The 15,011-nt window shown below is 69.9% G+C and carries 15 protein-coding genes; 8 read left to right on the forward strand and 7 right to left on the reverse strand.

Going from position 1 to position 15,011, the window contains the following annotated elements:
- The 4 genes from D0C15_RS32670 to D0C15_RS32685 form a co-directional block, all read right to left on the reverse strand.
- The coding region (locus tag D0C15_RS32670; protein WP_162830364.1) for a hypothetical protein at positions 1-211 on the reverse strand (211 nt) is incomplete at its 3' end.
- 115 nt (positions 212-326) lie between these two features.
- Positions 327-1,376, reverse strand: coding sequence for a quinone-dependent dihydroorotate dehydrogenase (locus tag D0C15_RS32675; protein ID WP_116051923.1), 1,050 nt, complete (start codon positions 1,374-1,376; stop codon positions 327-329).
- A 455-nt stretch (positions 1,377-1,831) separates the two neighbouring features.
- Positions 1,832-2,638: an Fpg/Nei family DNA glycosylase gene (locus D0C15_RS32680; RefSeq protein WP_116051924.1), complete on the reverse strand. Its 807-nt coding sequence runs from the start codon at positions 2,636-2,638 to the stop codon at positions 1,832-1,834.
- Positions 2,639-2,641: 3 nt separating this feature from the next.
- Entirely contained in the window at positions 2,642-3,547 is a 906-nt protein-coding gene (locus D0C15_RS32685; protein WP_116051925.1) for a ParA family protein, read from the reverse strand.
- A 164-nt stretch (positions 3,548-3,711) separates the two neighbouring features.
- Between D0C15_RS32685 and D0C15_RS32690 the strand changes: the two genes are divergently transcribed.
- The 3 genes from D0C15_RS32690 (at position 3,712) to D0C15_RS32700 (ending at position 6,513) form a co-directional block, all read left to right on the forward strand.
- The gene (locus D0C15_RS32690; protein ID WP_116051926.1) at positions 3,712-4,482 is read left to right on the forward strand and encodes a methyltransferase domain-containing protein; all 771 of its coding nucleotides are present in this window, start codon (positions 3,712-3,714) and stop codon (positions 4,480-4,482) included.
- A gap of 157 nt (positions 4,483-4,639) precedes the next feature.
- Entirely contained in the window at positions 4,640-5,947 is a 1,308-nt protein-coding gene (gene dinB, locus D0C15_RS32695) for a DNA polymerase IV (protein ID WP_116051927.1), read from the forward strand.
- A 161-nt stretch (positions 5,948-6,108) separates the two neighbouring features.
- The gene (locus D0C15_RS32700; RefSeq protein ID WP_116051928.1) at positions 6,109-6,513 is read left to right on the forward strand and encodes a DUF3040 domain-containing protein; all 405 of its coding nucleotides are present in this window, start codon (positions 6,109-6,111) and stop codon (positions 6,511-6,513) included.
- A 170-nt stretch (positions 6,514-6,683) separates the two neighbouring features.
- On the opposite strand, the gene D0C15_RS32705 is transcribed toward D0C15_RS32700, so the two are convergent.
- The 3 genes from D0C15_RS32705 to D0C15_RS32715 are packed head-to-tail and all read right to left on the reverse strand — an operon-like array spanning position 6,684 to position 11,569.
- Positions 6,684-9,155 carry a transglutaminase TgpA family protein gene (locus D0C15_RS32705; protein WP_116051929.1) on the reverse strand — a complete coding sequence of 824 codons (2,472 nt, stop codon included), beginning with the start codon at positions 9,153-9,155 and terminating at the stop codon, positions 6,684-6,686.
- Positions 9,152-10,429: a DUF58 domain-containing protein gene (locus D0C15_RS32710; RefSeq protein ID WP_116051930.1), complete on the reverse strand. Its 1,278-nt coding sequence runs from the start codon at positions 10,427-10,429 to the stop codon at positions 9,152-9,154. Before D0C15_RS32710 ends, D0C15_RS32705 begins: the two co-directional genes overlap by 4 nt.
- 51 nt (positions 10,430-10,480) lie before the next feature.
- Positions 10,481-11,569 carry an AAA family ATPase gene (locus D0C15_RS32715; RefSeq protein WP_116051931.1) on the reverse strand — a complete coding sequence of 363 codons (1,089 nt, stop codon included), beginning with the start codon at positions 11,567-11,569 and terminating at the stop codon, positions 10,481-10,483.
- 275 nt (positions 11,570-11,844) lie between these two features.
- On the opposite strand from D0C15_RS32715, the gene D0C15_RS32720 reads away from it, so the two are divergent.
- From D0C15_RS32720 to D0C15_RS32740, 5 genes are all read left to right on the forward strand, one after another.
- Complete coding sequence (locus D0C15_RS32720) at positions 11,845-12,195, forward strand: hypothetical protein (protein ID WP_116051932.1); 351 nt, start codon at positions 11,845-11,847, stop codon at positions 12,193-12,195.
- 4 nt (positions 12,196-12,199) lie between these two features.
- Positions 12,200-12,799 (forward strand): DUF3558 family protein, encoded by a 600-nt coding sequence (locus D0C15_RS32725; protein ID WP_116051936.1) that lies wholly within the window; start codon positions 12,200-12,202, stop codon positions 12,797-12,799.
- 19 nt (positions 12,800-12,818) lie between these two features.
- Complete coding sequence (locus tag D0C15_RS32730; RefSeq protein WP_116051933.1) at positions 12,819-13,388, forward strand: PPE domain-containing protein; 570 nt, start codon at positions 12,819-12,821, stop codon at positions 13,386-13,388.
- Positions 13,385-14,161 (forward strand): ESX secretion-associated protein EspG, encoded by a 777-nt coding sequence (locus D0C15_RS32735; protein WP_116051934.1) that lies wholly within the window; start codon positions 13,385-13,387, stop codon positions 14,159-14,161. The genes D0C15_RS32730 and D0C15_RS32735 overlap by 4 nt, the downstream gene beginning before the upstream one ends.
- 219 nt (positions 14,162-14,380) lie before the next feature.
- Positions 14,381-15,011, forward strand: a 631-nt coding sequence (locus tag D0C15_RS32740; protein ID WP_116051935.1) for a transposase family protein, incomplete at its 3' end; no start/stop codon positions are given.

Here is a 15,011-nt window from a genome sequence, read left to right on the forward strand (position 1 = left end):
CCTCCGCGGCATCCGCGCGGGCTCGTAACCGCCGGGCGGCGGCCACCGCCTCGACGGCACCGTCGTCGTCCAGCGCGGCGACGTCCTCGGCAGTCCGGGTCAGTAGCCGGTGATCGGCCCACTGCTGCTCGGTGAACGGCGCCGGGCGCACCAGATCAGCGGGCAGGAACAGGGTCCCCGCCACACTGCTGATCTCGATGAATGCCGTCACGCCACAGATTATATCGAACAAACGTTCGACAATGGTGGTGCGGTTAACGAACCACCCGAAGGTGGAAAGAGCAGGAAATCCGGCAACAGACTGTGATCAACCGCTCAATGCCCGCTCAAAGCCCGGCCAGTGCCCGGTTGACCCGTTTGACCAGGCCGGGACCGTGCAGCGCGAAACCGGTGTAGAGCTGTAAGAGACTCGCCCCGGCCTCGAACATCAGCTCTGCTTCGCGCGGGCCGAGAATGCCGCCGACACCGATGATCGGCAGCTCACCGCCGGTGTGCCGGTGCACGAACCGCACCACCTCCCGGGAACGATCGGCCAGCGGCCGACCGGACAATCCGCCGGTCTCCTCGGCCAGCCGGCTGTCGGCCGCGGCGAGTCCCTCCCTGGACAGGGTCGTGTTGGTGGCGATGACTCCGGCCACGCCGTGCTCCGTACAGACGTCCAGGAGTTCTCCCAGGGCCTCATCGGTGAGGTCCGGGGCCACCTTGACCAGTAGCGGGGTGGGTGCCCGGCCAGCACGGTGGGCGAGATCGGCGGACGTCGTTCGCAACTCAGCGAGGAGTTCGGCGAGCGCGCCGCGGTCCTGCAGTGCACGCAATCCCGGCGTGTTGGGAGAACTGACGTTCACGGCGAAGTAGCCGGCGTACGGGTGCAACGTCCGCAGCGAGGCCTGATAGTCCGCCACAGCGTCCTCCAGCGCGGCGGCCTTGGACTTGCCGATGCTGATCCCGAGCGGCACCGACGGCGTGCCGCTGGTGGCGAGGCGTTGCGCCAGTGCCTCCGCGCCCGCGTTGTTGAAGCCCATCCGGTTGATGATCGCGTCGGTCTCGGTCAGCTGGAACAACCGCGGGCGCGGGTTCCCCGGCTGCGGGAGCCGGGTGACGGTCCCGACCTCGACGAACCCGAAACCGAGCGCGGGCCAGGCGGTCAGGGCGCGGCCGTCCTTGTCCATTCCGGCGGCGAGGCCGACCCGATTCGGGAAACGCAGGCCCAGCACCGTTGCCGGGGAGTCGACGCGATAGAGCCGTTGCAGTCCCGCGAGTGCGGGGGGCAGGCCGGACAGGGTGCTCAGCGCGCGAACGGTGCGTTCGTGCACCACTTCCGGGTCGTTGTGGCTGAGCCGGTACATCGCGGGACGCAGAAGCCTGTCGAAGAGCACGCGTCCATGATCCCGTATGCGGCCTGGCGGCCGGACAAGGGCCTGGATGACGTCCGGAGAAATGGGGCAGCCCCCGACGTGACTCCCGAACGTCGTCAGCCGTTCGGGCCCGAGTCGGACTGGTACTCGGAAACGTCGGGGGCTGGGTGACTGCCTGGTATTCGTCAGCAGGCACACACGCGACGGCAGGTGACGAGCCGACAGGTGGTCGGAAGCGGTCCCTGCGTCAGTCCATCACGCTGTCCGCTAACGGACAGTCACCTCACGAGTCCTGTAGTTAATCAACTTCGGACCACCTCCCTTCTCGTGTACCCGCAACGCTAGGCGAAAACTTCGCGGCACGGCAACCAGATTTCGGCGGTGTGCTTCGCGCTCCGCGAACACGCGCGGACTCCCGAACGAGGACCCGTCCCGAGGAGTCGCACTTTCCCGGGAAAGTGCGCGGTGAGCGGCCTTCAGGCGGCGGGCGAGGGGCCCGGCTGGCAACGCGGGCAGAACCACGTCGGCCTGCCCTGCACGCCGCTGCCCTGGGTGCGGACGAGTACTCGGCCGCCGCAGCGGAAACAACCCTGTCTGCTGCGCTCGTACACCCAGTTGCGCCTGCCCCGCGCGAGTTCACCGGTCGTGGACTGGTGGTGCCGCCACGCGTTAGCCAGCAGCAGCTTCCTGGCGAGTGTGACCACCCGGGCCGGTTCGACCTCGCTCACCGGGGTCCAGGGTGAGACTCCGAGCAGGAAGCAGATCTCCACCTTGTACAGGTTGCCGACCCCGGCCATGATCCGCTGGTCCAGCAGGGCCAGTCCGAGTTCGCGGCTCGGCTGCGCCGCCAGGGCCGCGGTGGCACGGCTTCCGTGATCGTCGTCCGACCAGTCCGGATCCAGCAGATCCGGGCCGAGGTGGCCGACGAGGGTGGCTTCGTCGCCGGTGGGCAGCAGGCGCAGGTCGTGCAGCCGGAAGCCCACCGCCTGGACCTCCGCGGTGGCCAGCACGACCCGGGCGTGATGCGCTGGCAGCCGCCACCGCGCGCCCGCCGGATACACCTGCCACGAACCATCCATACGAAGGTGACTGTGCAGGCTCAGATCGCCGGAGAACCGGGTGAACAGGTGTTTGCCTACCGTCCGGACCCCGAACACGTCCCGGCCGCTGAGATCCACCGTGGCCAGTGCCGGATGGCGGAACTCGCCCCGGACGAGGCGCCGGCCCGCGAGCGCCCGCTCGACCGTGCGCCCGGTGCGGAAGACGGTGTCGCCCTCGGGCACGGACTACCCGGTCTCGGGTTCGGCGTACTCGCGCACGGCGGGGAACTCCGAGGTCGACTCCGTGTCATCCGGCTCGGGGGGACCGGCGATCTCTTCTTCGCCCTCGCGGTCCAGCCGGTGCCTGCCAGAGCGGTTCGAGCGCAGGATCTTCGCCAGCACCATGTTGAAGGTCAGGGCGATCTCCTGTGCCCCAGGCGAATGCCACTCGTGGATCGGGGTGCACGCGCCCTGTGCCTGCTGGATCGCGAGCCGGTCCGGGATCGCGGTGGGCATCACCAGCCTGCCGAAGGATTCGCGCAGCTCCGCGATCCGGTACTGGTGCTCGTACGAGCGCACCCGTAGCCGGTTGACCAGCACGCCTACCGGCCGCAGGTGCGGGTTCTGGTCCGCCCGGATGGCCTCGATGGCCTCCAGAGCGCGTTCGGCGCCCGCGACCGCGTACATCGTCGGCTCGGTGACCAGCAGCGCGGTGTCCGCCGCAATGAGCGCCGAACGGGTCAGCCTGCCCAGCGAGGGCGGGCAGTCGAGGATCGCGAGCTCGTAGGGGTCGCCCCTCGGCTTGTCGTGCATTTCGTCGAGCGCGCGCGACAGGTTCTCCATCCGGCGGCCGGTCGGTCCCGGCTCGTTGAGCAGCTCCAGCTCCTCGGACCCGACCAGCACGTCGAGCAGTTCGCTCCAGGCGCTCGTCTCGATGGCTTTCTCCAGCACCGCCCTGTGCGGCGTCTCGAGCACGTCGGCGAGCGTCGACTCCGTCAACGGCGGGTCCAGCGAAGCCGTCGCGTTGCCCTGCGGGTCGAGGTCCGCGACAAGTGTGCGCGTGCCCCTGCGCAGCGCTGCGGAGGCGATCCCGAGCGCGACCGTCGTTTTGCCGACGCCTCCCTTGAGGCTGAGTACGGCGACCGTGTGCACAGCGACCAGCCTACGGTCTGTCGCCCAGCCTGCCTCCCGGCAAGGTGGCGAATTTAATCGGCGGCGCGCCCGGCCCGGGTTCCATGGCTGGTGACGAGGGTCGCGGTCGCTTCTGGCGGTGACTGGCTGCGGCGCCCAGAGGGACACCACTACGCTGTCTGCCCATGAGAACGGACACCGCGGCGGCGCGCGGATCAGCGGCGGTGCGGCGAGCGCTGGAAGCCGAGCTGGCACAGGCCCGAGCCCGGGGTGTCGAGCGGCCGAGGGTGGTCGACGTCGGTGGCGGTAGCGGGGTGTGGGCAGTGCCCTTCGCCTCGGCCGGATGCCTGGTCACCGTGGTCGAGCCGAACCCGAACGCACTGGCCACCCTGCAACGCAGGGCGGAGGAGGTGCAGGTCGCGGATCGGATCAGTGTGGTCGCCGACGACTCCGACGCGCTCGGAGCGCATGTGCCGGCCGGTTCGGCGGACCTCGTGCTGGCACACGGGCTGCTGGAGGTCGTGGACGATCCGGTGGCCACCATGCGCGCGCTGGCTGAGGCGGTCGCCCCTGGTGGTGCCGTATCCGTGCTGGTGGCCAACCGGCATGCCGCCGTGCTGCACCGGGCGCTGGCAGGCAGGCTGGCCGAGGCCAGGCAGTTGCTGGCCGAGCCCCTTGGCGTGTTGTCGGAGGACGGTGAGACCGTGTTGCGCAGGCTCGACACCCCCGGTCTCGAGTCCCTGCTCGCCGGCGCCGGACTGGAACTGATCCTGCTGCAGGGTGACGGGGTGATGCCCGACGCGGTGCAGGGTGTCGCGCTCGACGACCAGGACGCGGCCGACGCGGTGGCCTCCTGGGAGGGTGAACTGGCCGAGTTCGAGGCGGCGGCCGCCGACACCCCGCCGCTACGCGACATCGCCAGCCGGTTGCACGCGCTGGCCCGTCGCCCGCGCTGACTCCACACACCCGCACGCCGCCCGCACGGGGTCATGGCGCGAAGCGTCTCGATGACGGGGGCGGTGGCTGGGCGACGGGCCGGGCTAGTGGCGCGAAGCGTCTCGGTGACGGTGACGGGGGCGGTGGCTGGGTGACGGGCGGGCTAGCGTGTGAGCCATGGGACGCAATGCGGGGTTGCCGGGCGAGTTCGCGCGGTTCCGCGTCGACGAGGCGGCGCAGCGCCACACCTGGCCGGATGACACCGGTTGTGGGTTCCTGCACGTGGACATGGACGCGTTCTTCGCGGCCGTGGAGCTGCGGACCCGGCCCGAACTCGTGGACAAGCCGGTTGTCGTCGCCGGAGCGGGCCCGCGATCGGTGGTGCTCTCGGCCAACTACCTTGCCCGCGGCTACGGCGTGCGTTCGGCGATACCCGTTGGCACCGCTCGCAGGCTGTGCCCGAACGCCGTGTACCTCCCGCCCACCAGCGGGCTCTACGCCGAGGTGTCCCGTGGAGTGATGGCCATCTTCCGTGAACTGACCCCGCTGGTGGAGCCGCTGAGCTTGGACGAGGCGTTTCTTGACGTGAGCGGGGCGCTCCGGCGGCTGGGACGCACGTCAGCAGAGCTCGGGGCCGACATCCGTGCGCGCGTGGTCGAGGAGCACGGCATCGCCTGTTCCGTCGGCGTGGCCGGGGTGAAGTTCGTGGCGAAACTGGCTTCCGGCATGGCCAAACCCGACGGCATGGTCGTGGTGCCGCGCGCGGCGGTGCTCGACTTCCTCCATCCGCTGCCGGTATCGGCGCTGTGGGGCGTCGGAAAGCGCACGGAGGAACAGTTGCGCCATCTCGGCCTGGACACCGTCGGCGCTGTGGCAGCGGCGCCACCGGAGCGGCTGCGCCGGTCGCTCGGTGCGGTGGGGGAGCACCTGTACGCGCTGGCGAACGGCCGCGACGGCCGGGGGGTGGTGCCTGATTCGCCCGACAAGTCGCTGGGCGCGGAGCGGACCTTCGACGTGGACCAGCACGACCGCCATGTTCTCGGCCGCGAATTGCTGCGGCTGTCCGAGCGGGTGGCCGCAACGTTGCGGGGCAGGGGGCTGCGGGGGCGCACGGTGTCGGTCAAGGTGCGGTTCGCGGACTTCAGGACGATCACCAGGGCCAGGACGCTCGCCTCCGCGACTGACGTCGCGAGAGAGATCCACTCCACCGCCGTCGCACTGCTCACCGAGCATGCCCCTACCGGGGCGGTACGGCTTATCGGGGTGCGGGTCGAGGGCCTCGGCGACGCGGCGGCGGCCGAACAGCTCAGTTTTGACGGCCCGGAACCGCGCTGGCGGGATGCCGAGGTGGCGGCGGATGTGGCGAGGTCGAAGTTCGGCGCCGCCGCCGTCCGCCCAGCGTCCCTGCTGTCGTCTGAGGTACGTTCTTGGACAGGCTCCGGCACACCTGAACAGGGGACCAAAAGCCCGGAAATTGGCGGCTGAACAGCTTATCCGGGAAAACGTTCAGCGGTTCCTGCGGGATCGGGTAGTCGTCGGAGCGCGAGGCTCGTATCCTGGTAGATGACACCCCGACCGGGAGTGTCTGTTGGGTCCACGACGTTGCGCGGCCCGGCGCCCGCGACAGCTGTGCCGGAGGAGGAAAGATGCCACTCTCCGAGCATGAGCAGCGGCTGCTCGACCAGATCGAGCGCGAGCTCTATGCCGAGGACCCCAAGTTCGCGTCAACGGTGCGCGGCACCAGGTTGCGACGCCCAGCTCGCCGCAGGCGCGTCCAAGGGGTAGCCCTGTTCGTCGTCGGTGTCGCCCTGCTAGTGCTGGGTGTTGTGGTGCCGTTTCGGGTCGCCGAGATCCCGCTCGTGAGCGTGCTCGGGTTCCTGGTGATGTTCTTCGGAGTCCTGCTTGCCGTCACTTCCGTGCGACAGCACGGCGAGGCCGAGGGCGCGGAGGAAACAGAAGCCACCCCTGCTGGCCGGAAACAGGAACCGCGGCGGAGTTCGTTCACCCAGCGCATGGAGGACCGGTTCCGCCAGCGTTTCGACGACCGCTAGCGCTCGCCCCCGCTGCCTTTCCGAGAGTTCTGGTTCGCCGCCCCGGTTGTGTTTCACACTGCCCCGGTTGTGTGTCGCACAACCGGGGCGCCGTTCTGTGTACCGGGTTCGACGCTCGATCGGGCAGTGCTGTGGCCGGATCGCGCCGGAGCCGGACCCGTCCGGGTGGCTCAGGCGCGGCGGCGCAGGATCGAACGGGGTAGCAACCGGCCGCGCCAGGACATCGGAGCGGTACGGCGCAGGCTCTCCCGCAGTCCGTTGAAGGCCTTCGCGAAGTCCGGGTCCTCCGGAGCGGCGGGGCTGTACCACGAGCGCTCCACCCCGCCCACCACTGTCCTGAGGTCGTCGCGTCCCGCATCGTCGAGGTGATGCCGGCTCGCCACCTTCTGCGCGGCGAGGCGGACCGTGTCGCTACGCGGGATCGAGATGCCCCGGTCGGCACATTCGTCCAGCAGCTCCTCCCATGCGGCATTGGCCGCGGTGCCGCGGCCGCTCGCGATGGTGTGCAGCCTGCGCCTACGCTGGATCTCCCTGAACGCCGATGGCAGCAGCGCCACCCCTGCGACGATCAGCAGTGCGAGCGCGAAAACCCAGTGGACCTGCCAGCCCGCGAGCACGATCGAGAGCAGCCACAGCGCTGCCACCGAAGGCGGCAACCAGCGCGGGACAGCGCCTTGCCCACGGCCGAGGACGCTGGCCCGCCGGCCGAGGAACACGGTCGCCATCGTCAGCAGCAGAGCGGACAGTGCGGTGAGCAGTGCCCCCCAGCCGGTCCAGGCCGGCGCCTGCTTGAGGAAGTTCGACTGATCGGTGCCGGACGCGCCGGCGAGGGCGTCCTCGTCGTCCTCCTGGCCGGCTGCCGCGGTCGACGTGGAGGAGGTCTCGGCGGCGTCCTCCCCGGTGTCGGCGGGGGAGTCCGAGTCGGCCTCGTCGGTCTGCAGGTAGCTGGGCAGATACCCCCGGCCGTCGGCCAGCGGCGTCGGATCGAAGGAAACCCAGCCCCTGTCACCGAAGTACACCTCGACCCAGGCGTGCGCGTCCTGGGAGGTGATCGAGCGGTAGTCGGCCGTGGTGTACCCGGTGGTGAAGCCGATCGCGACGCGCGAAGGGATGCCCTGCGAGCGCAGCATCACCGCCATCGCGGAAGCGAACTGCTCGCAGAATCCGCGCTTGCCGTTGAACAGGAAGTCAGCCAGCGCGTCGGAATCCGCGGCAGCGGCCGTCTGCGTGTCGTAGGTGAACCCGCTCTCCGGCCCGGTGAAGTACTCCCACAAAGCCGTTGCCTTGTCGAAGTTGGTGATCTCGCCCTCGGTCAGGTCGCTCGCGAGTTCGGTGACCCGCCGGTCGATTCCCGAGGTCGACGTGTACGCGGGAGAGATCTCGTCGGTCTGCGGATCAGCGCCGCGCAACTCGCTCTTGCTCGGTTCCGCGAGCGAGGTCTCCACGATGTAGGGCGCGGGCTTCTGCCTGCGCTCCCGGAACACCGCCGCGCTGTCCCTGTCGTAAAACCAGCCAGGGGCGAGGTTGAGCAGTTTCCGCGGATCGCCGTACACCGGGAGCCAGACGTCCACCCAGTTGATCGGCTCGATCTGGATCGTCCTGGTGTCGCTCTCGCCGTCGTCGCCCGGTGCGCGCGGCAACGGTCCTTCGGCGGGCACACCAGCGGGCATCGCGCCGTCGGGCAGCCCCCAGCCCTGATTCGGCCGGTAGGTGTCGAGGGTGAAGGCACGCAGCAGCCGCTTGTCGTTGTTCATCCCGCGGACCCGGAACAGTTCGACGTTCGGCCCCTGGTCGAGCATTCCGCGCATGGAAGTGAACGGGTTGACGCCGAGGCCTCCGTTGACCGGCCCCTGGCTGCCGACGCCCGCTCCGGGCAGCCTGCCGACCGTGCCGATCGCCGTCACCGCCGAGCCGGCCCCGAGACCGACGACCAGTGCCACGCACACCACAGCGATCGGTGTGGCCGCCGTCCTCGGGGAACCGCCGAGCCCTGGCGCGTCCCGGTTGCGCCAGCTGCGGTGCCGGTGGCTTCCGTCGACGGCGAGTAGTCCGGCGAAGGCGGCCGCGCCGAGGGCGAAGGTCCACCAGGGCAGCATCGAATCGGACAGCGAGGCGGGGACCGCGTACACGCACAGCAGGATCAGGCCGGTTGCGGCGGGTGCGGCCGCGGCGACCGCCAGCGTGTCGACCAGGATCGCGACCAGGCCGATCGCGATCGTGACCAGGCAGAGGATCGGCGTGCTCGAGTCGACCGGTGGCAGGCCGGTGCGAATCTGCTCGAACGAGGCGGCCAGAACATCGCCGAGTTCGGCGAGGGCGGCGGGCCCGGGAATGATCGCGGCGATTCCGCTACTGGTGAAGACGCCGGTGACCAGGAAGGTCAGTACGGCAAGCTGCGCCAGGCCGACCACCACCGTGGGCGTGCGGACCGAGCGCAGCGCCAGGCCCGTGCAGGACACCAGTACTACCGCGACGATCACGTAACCGAGCCAGGCCCACCCGCGGACCACTCCGGTCAACGAGGTCGAGGCGCAGACGGTGGCAAGCCCGGCCGCGAGCGGTGCGAGCAGGGAACTGCCCCAGGTCAACGGCGGCCGGGCCGGCCGTGGCGTGGGGGTGTGCAGGATGGGTGGGCTGGTCATGGGGTACCACCGATCAGTGCGCCGCCGCGCGATGCGGCACTGCGGCAGAGTTCGGACCACACCTGTGGCATCGGGCTACCAGGACCGACCACCACGACGCCCCACCCGGCCGCGCGCAGCAGGGCGGCGGACTCCTCGGTGGCCGCGGCGCGCTGTTGCGGGGCGCTGACGCCCGCCGACCATGCCGGGGTGTCGAGCAGTACGGCGAGGCTGCGGACGCCCCTCGGGCGGTACCGGGTGAGTTCGTGCACCGAATCATTGCTCACGGTGCCGAGAACCGCGATGAGTTCCTGGCCTTCCGCCACGTCGTACGCACAGGTGATGTCGCGCTGGTGGGTGGGCTGCAGAGCGGCGAGCGCGTCGAGCACCTGGTTGTCGTAGTGCTCACCGCCCTCGCCCGGTGTGTCGGCGAGCAGCTTGCCGTGCTCGCTCATCAGTCGTACCCGATGACCGGAGCGGCGCAGGTGCAGGCAGATGCTCGCGGCGAAGGACACCGCCCACTCGATACTGGCCGTGGGGCCGGTGCCGTGATGCGCCGCGGCCCTGTGGTCGAGCAGCACGGTCGTTCCGCCCCGCCACGGCCGCTCCTCGACGCGCACCATGATCTCATCGCGGCGCGCGGTCGATCGCCAGTGCACCTTTCGCAGGTCGTCGCCCTGTCGGTACTGGCGGACGATCACATCGGGTTCACCCTGGCCGGCGTGCAGCCGGACGCTTCCGTCGTCGCCGGAACCGATGCCCGCGCCGGTGGGCAGGCCACGCAGACCGGCCACGGTGGGCACGACGAGCAGGCGGGAGTGACCGATCAGTTCCCGCTCGAACTCGCACAGGCCGAACGGGTCGGTGATCGTCGCGCGCAGTGGTCCGACCTGCTGGATCCCGCGCAGCACCGGCTGGACGGGGTAGCGCAGGGCCACCACCCGATGCTGGGGCAACCGCTCGATGACGAACCGCGGCCGCGAACCGAGTGCGTAGGGCACGCCGTCCTCGAGGAGCAGTTCACCGCCCGGCAGTTTGCCGCTGCGCCACAGGTCGAGCTGGATCTCTCCCGATTGGCCCACCGAGACCCGCTCCGGCAGCAGGGTGCGCATCGCACCCATTCGCACCCTGGCCGCGGAGACGAACACCGCGATCAGCAGCGGGAGAGCGACGACGAACAGAGCTACCCGCAGCAGGTCCCGTTCGTTCAGTACCGCCGCGCAGACCGCGGCGGCCGCACCGGCGGCGAGCAGGCAACGGCCGCGGGTGGTGAGACCGGACAGTGCGCGCAACATCTGGAGTCCTCTTCACTGGGTGCGCGGGGCTGGGCGCCTCGCGCGGCACCGTCAACGCCTTGGGTGCCCGTTGCCCGCGGGGCCGGTGGGAACGGGGACGCGCTGCAGGATGGTTCGGATGACGTCGGTGGCCGAACGGCGTGCGGCGTGCGCCTCGGTGGTGAGGACGAGCCGGTGGGCGAGCACGGGGATCGCGACGGCGTGCAGATCGTCCGGGACGACGAACTCACGCCCGGACAGCGCCGCCTGTGCCCGCGCCGAGCGGACGAACTGCAGTGTCGCGCGGGGCGAGGCGCCGAGCCGCAGCTCGGGGATCTGCCTGGTGGCGGCCACGAGTTCGACCGCGTACTGCCGGACCTCCGCCGAGATGTGCACGTTCCGGACGGCCTGTACGAGGCGGCTGACCGTGGCCGCGTCGGACACCGGCTGGAGGTCAGCCAGCGGATTGTGGCCCGCGTGCTCGTCAACCATCGCCATCTCGGCCGTGGTGTCGGGGTAGCCGATCGAGACTCGTGCCGTGAACCGGTCGCGCTGGGCTTCGGGAAGGGCGTAGGTGCCCTCCATCTCGATCGGGTTCTGGGTCGCGATCACCATGAAGGGCGCGTGCAGGTGATAGGTGGTGGTGTCCACCGTGACCTGGTGTTCCTCCATGCACTCCAGCAGCGCCGACTGGGTCTTCGGGGAAGCCCTGTTGATCTCGTCACCGACGACGATGTTGGCGAACACCGGGCCGGGACGGAACTCGAAGTCCGTTGTCTGCCGGTTGTAGATGGAGACGCCGGTGACGTCACTTGGCAGCAGATCGGGAGTGAACTGGATCCGGCTGACGGAGCAGTCGATGGACCGGGCCAGCGCCTTCGCCAGCGAGGTCTTGCCGACGCCGGGCACGTCCTCGACGAGGAGGTGTCCCTCGGCGAGCAGCGTGACCAGCGCGATCCGGACCACGTCCGGCTTACCGACCAGCACTCGCTCCACATTGCTCGCGATACGGCGCGCCGTATCGTGCAGTTCGTTCAGTCCCGCGGCGGGTGCCTGCTCGCCGGGCTGCCGATGAGCGCCGGTGGACGCGTACCTGGTGTGCTCGGTCGTCTGCTGCTCGTGCAGCTCGCTGGGCGCGGCAGCCTGCGTTCTCGACGTCACTCGACCTCCTGGTGCCGATGCCCTTGCATGTTTCGCTGGGCGCGAGGAGCACCCGTTCCGGTTTCGGCCGTCCTCCTGGAGGACAAGCCTGCCACGAAGTGTGTCAAACCCGGGCGAAAGTGGTGTGAGAACCCTGCGATCACACTGCGCGACGGCGAGGGCTAGGCCAGATGGGGGAATCACGAGCCCCGGACCTGGGGGCTCCCGTGACAGTGGGTTCTGGCCTATGCTTCGAAGCGGATCCGCTCGACTACGGAGAGGCGTAATCCGCGACCATGAGCGATGTGGGGATGAGCGTCCCGGTCGACGCACGCGCGTTCGCCGTGGCGCCGGAACTGGCCGCCGACGCCTTTCAGCGGTTGAGTCAGCTGCAGGATGTCGTGGGGGAGATGGTCCGGCAGGCCAAGGTGCTGGGTCGTTCCGTGCCGCTCGGTGGCGGATACGCGGGCGAGATCGGCGACTTCATGGCGCAGTACGGAATCGGCGGGGAGGGGTCGGCCGTCGACTCGCTCACCCGGTTCGGCAGGGAGATCGAGGATCTCAAGTCCCAGATCGACAGGGCCCTGCGCCGCTACGAGGACGAGGACGACGCCGCGGTGCGCGGTGTCGACTGCACGGGCGGCTGAGTCGATGGCGATTGTTCGGCGCGGCGTGGTGCTGTCCGCGCTGGCGGTACTGCTGTTCGCGGCCGTGGCGTGTGCCGGCGGCGGCGAGGCCGGTACGGCTGGTGCCGCGGCCACTGCCGTCCCGGAGCCGAGTGAGTCCTCCGAGCCCGAGCCGAGCGAAACCTCTGCTTCTACCGTTCCGGACGACGCCCCGGCATCGGGTCTGGCCGGCCTGCGGCCTTGCGAACTGCTCTCGCCCGCCGAACGTTCCACCGCGGGGCTGACCGTCCTCGGCAGCGAGAAGTCCGTCGGATCGGCACGGGCTTGTGACTGGACCGAGCCAGGGGTGTTCGGTCTGACGATCACCGTCGACGAGAAGTCCGCACTGACCGAACTCGAGGTCGAGCCGGGGACGGCGGAACAAGCCGAGTTCGAGGGACGCGAGGCGCTGCGTATCGCGGATGAATCCGCCGACGACGGCACCTGTGCCGTACTGCTCGCCGCGGGGGAGTCCGGATCCGTGCACGTCGACGTCAGCAACACCACCTTCACCGACACTGCGCAGGCCTGTGACCGCGCGGACACCGTGGCCGGGCTGATCGCATCGAAACTGCCCCGGCAGTGAGTGGGAACGGGAGTGCGCGATGAGCGAGCGACAGGTGCCAGGTGCCGACCGGCGCTACGAGTCCTACAGCCACGCCGCGATGCGGGCCGAGGTGGAGGCGGGCAACGATCCGGCGGCCGCGGGGGAGATCGGCGCGCAGTGGAGTGACCTCGCCGCGCGGATGCGCGATTCGGCCGAGTCGCTGCGCAGGCTTTCCGAAGGCAGTACCGAGCTGTGGCAGGGCTCGGCCGGTGAGGCATTGCGGACGGTGCTCGGACGGGCGGGCGACTGGTCGGACGAGGCCGCTGGAGTCTCGTCCGCGCTGGGAGAATCGGTGAGTCAGCAGGCGGCGATCTCGGCCAAGGCGAAGGCCGAGATGCCCGAGCCCGTCGAGTACGACCCGGGCGCGGTGATCAGGGAGGCCGCGCTCAGTGGCGACATCGCCGGACTGGTCGGTCTGTCCGACACGCTGACGACTCTGCGCGCGCGGTCCGAGAGCGCCCGACAGAAGGCGATCGACGTGATGCACGGCAGGGACGCAGGACTCCGGGCCGCCGTGCCGTCCGCGACCTTCGGTGCACCACCACCCCTGACGTCGGGCGCTGCATGATCCGGGTTTCAGCCTCGGCGTTCGATATTCTCTGGGCCGATCTGGGGCACCGGGAGCTTCCAGGGCCACTGCTCGTGCACAGCGTCGGCAGTACCCGTGGGGAGCGCGCCGAGATCAGGCAGGACGTCTACGCCAACCTGACCGAGCGCGGATTGTGCACCGAAGGCGAGCTGGACCCGGATCTGTGTGCGCGGCTCGAGGTGCTCGCCTCGGCCGATCTCACCGTCGAATGCGAGGCGCTCGTCGACATGGCGGAGGCCGAGCCGTTGCGGGCGGTCGCCGCGGTGGCGGGCAGACGAGCGGTACTCGCGGCACAACCGAGGCGCACGATCGGGCTCTCGGAGATCCGCGACACCGAGTTGGTACCCGCTGCCGTCGGGGTGCTGCCCGACCTTGAGCCGGGCCCCGGCTACGGCGTCAGCCTGCCGGCGTCCGCACTGGGTTCAGCGGTACGCGACCCGGTGTTCGCCGGCGGTGGTGCCGGCGGCGCCACATCCCCTGCCGCGGGGTCGGCCGCGTTCGAACAGCAGATCCGTGAGGTCCTCGCGATCCAGGCTCGCCCGGTACTCGGCGCTGGCCAGTTCTCGGTGCGGATGCGCGAGAACGGCCGGTTGCGCCGGGTCGGTGGAGTGAGCTGGTTCGTCACCGACGTCGGCGCCTACCTCGGCGCGGTCGCTCCCGGCCGCGGCGACGAGGACTGGATGACCGTCGCACCGGTCGACAGTGCCCGCCTCGCCACCCGCCTTGCCGACATCATCGACGAAGCCGCCTGACCGCGCCCGGCCAACCTGACCGCGCCCGGCCAAGTAGTTCCCCAATGTGGCATTGGGGTACTTCAACGTCCCCAATGTGGCATTGGGGTACTCCAACGTCCCTAATGCCACATTGAGGTTTTCTCAGTGAGTTGATCTTGGGGTGTGTGGGGTAGGCGGAGAGCCTCTGGTAGTGACTGGGTTTGCTGAAGACCAAGTCTGAGGAACCAGAGGCTCTCCGTGATTACGTATCGTGCCACGCTGGATGTCGCGCGCCCGATCGGGCAGTTTGTGGCGCAGTTGCTGACCGAGCATCGCCGGGCGGTGGGGACCCGGCGGGGGCGGCGTGCGCTGGGGCCCTTCGCCCAGGCGGTGCTGGTCCTGCGCTGGTTCCGCGACGCCACACCGGTAGCGCGGCTGGCTACCGATTCCGGGATCGGTGTCGCTACCGCCTACCGCTACCTGCACGAAGGCATCACCGTGCTCGCCGCCCAGGCCCACGACCTGCCCGAGGTACTCACCGAACGGCTGGCCGCCGGAGACACCCACCTCATCGTGGACGGCACCCTGATCCGCACCACCCGCGTCGCCGGAACCGTGATCAAAACCAAAGGCCGCACCGCCGGACAACCAGTACACCGCTGGTACTCCGGTAAACACCGCGCCTTCGGCGGCAACATCCAGTTCCTCGCCACCGCCGACGGATTCCCCCTGTGGTGCTCCGAGGTCCTACCCGGACGACACAACGACCTCGACGCCGCCCGCACCCACGGCATCATCGGCCCCCTGTGCGCCGCCGCCACCAAAGGCCTGCCCACCCTGGCCGACAAGGCCTACCACTCCGCCGGCATCGGCATCCACACCCCCATCA

Source organism: Amycolatopsis palatopharyngis, from assembly GCF_003385185.1.
GTDB lineage: Bacteria > Actinomycetota > Actinomycetes > Mycobacteriales > Pseudonocardiaceae > Amycolatopsis > Amycolatopsis palatopharyngis.

Bases quoted from the DNA above. Each gene is read 5' to 3' on its own strand.
- D0C15_RS32690 (WP_116051926.1), top strand. From the start codon at position 3,712: ATGAGAACGGACACCGCGGCGGCGCGCGGATCAGCGGCGGTGCGGCGA.
- dinB (WP_116051927.1), top strand. From the start codon at position 4,640: ATGGGACGCAATGCGGGGTTGCCGGGCGAGTTCGCGCGGTTCCGCGTC.
- D0C15_RS32700 (WP_116051928.1), top strand. From the start codon at position 6,109: ATGCCACTCTCCGAGCATGAGCAGCGGCTGCTCGACCAGATCGAGCGC.
- D0C15_RS32705 (WP_116051929.1), bottom strand. From the start codon at position 9,155: ATGACCAGCCCACCCATCCTGCACACCCCCACGCCACGGCCGGCCCGG.
- D0C15_RS32710 (WP_116051930.1), bottom strand. From the start codon at position 10,429: ATGTTGCGCGCACTGTCCGGTCTCACCACCCGCGGCCGTTGCCTGCTC.
- D0C15_RS32720 (WP_116051932.1), top strand. From the start codon at position 11,845: ATGAGCGATGTGGGGATGAGCGTCCCGGTCGACGCACGCGCGTTCGCC.
- D0C15_RS32725 (WP_116051936.1), top strand. From the start codon at position 12,200: ATGGCGATTGTTCGGCGCGGCGTGGTGCTGTCCGCGCTGGCGGTACTG.
- D0C15_RS32730 (WP_116051933.1), top strand. From the start codon at position 12,819: ATGAGCGAGCGACAGGTGCCAGGTGCCGACCGGCGCTACGAGTCCTAC.
- D0C15_RS32735 (WP_116051934.1), top strand. From the start codon at position 13,385: ATGATCCGGGTTTCAGCCTCGGCGTTCGATATTCTCTGGGCCGATCTG.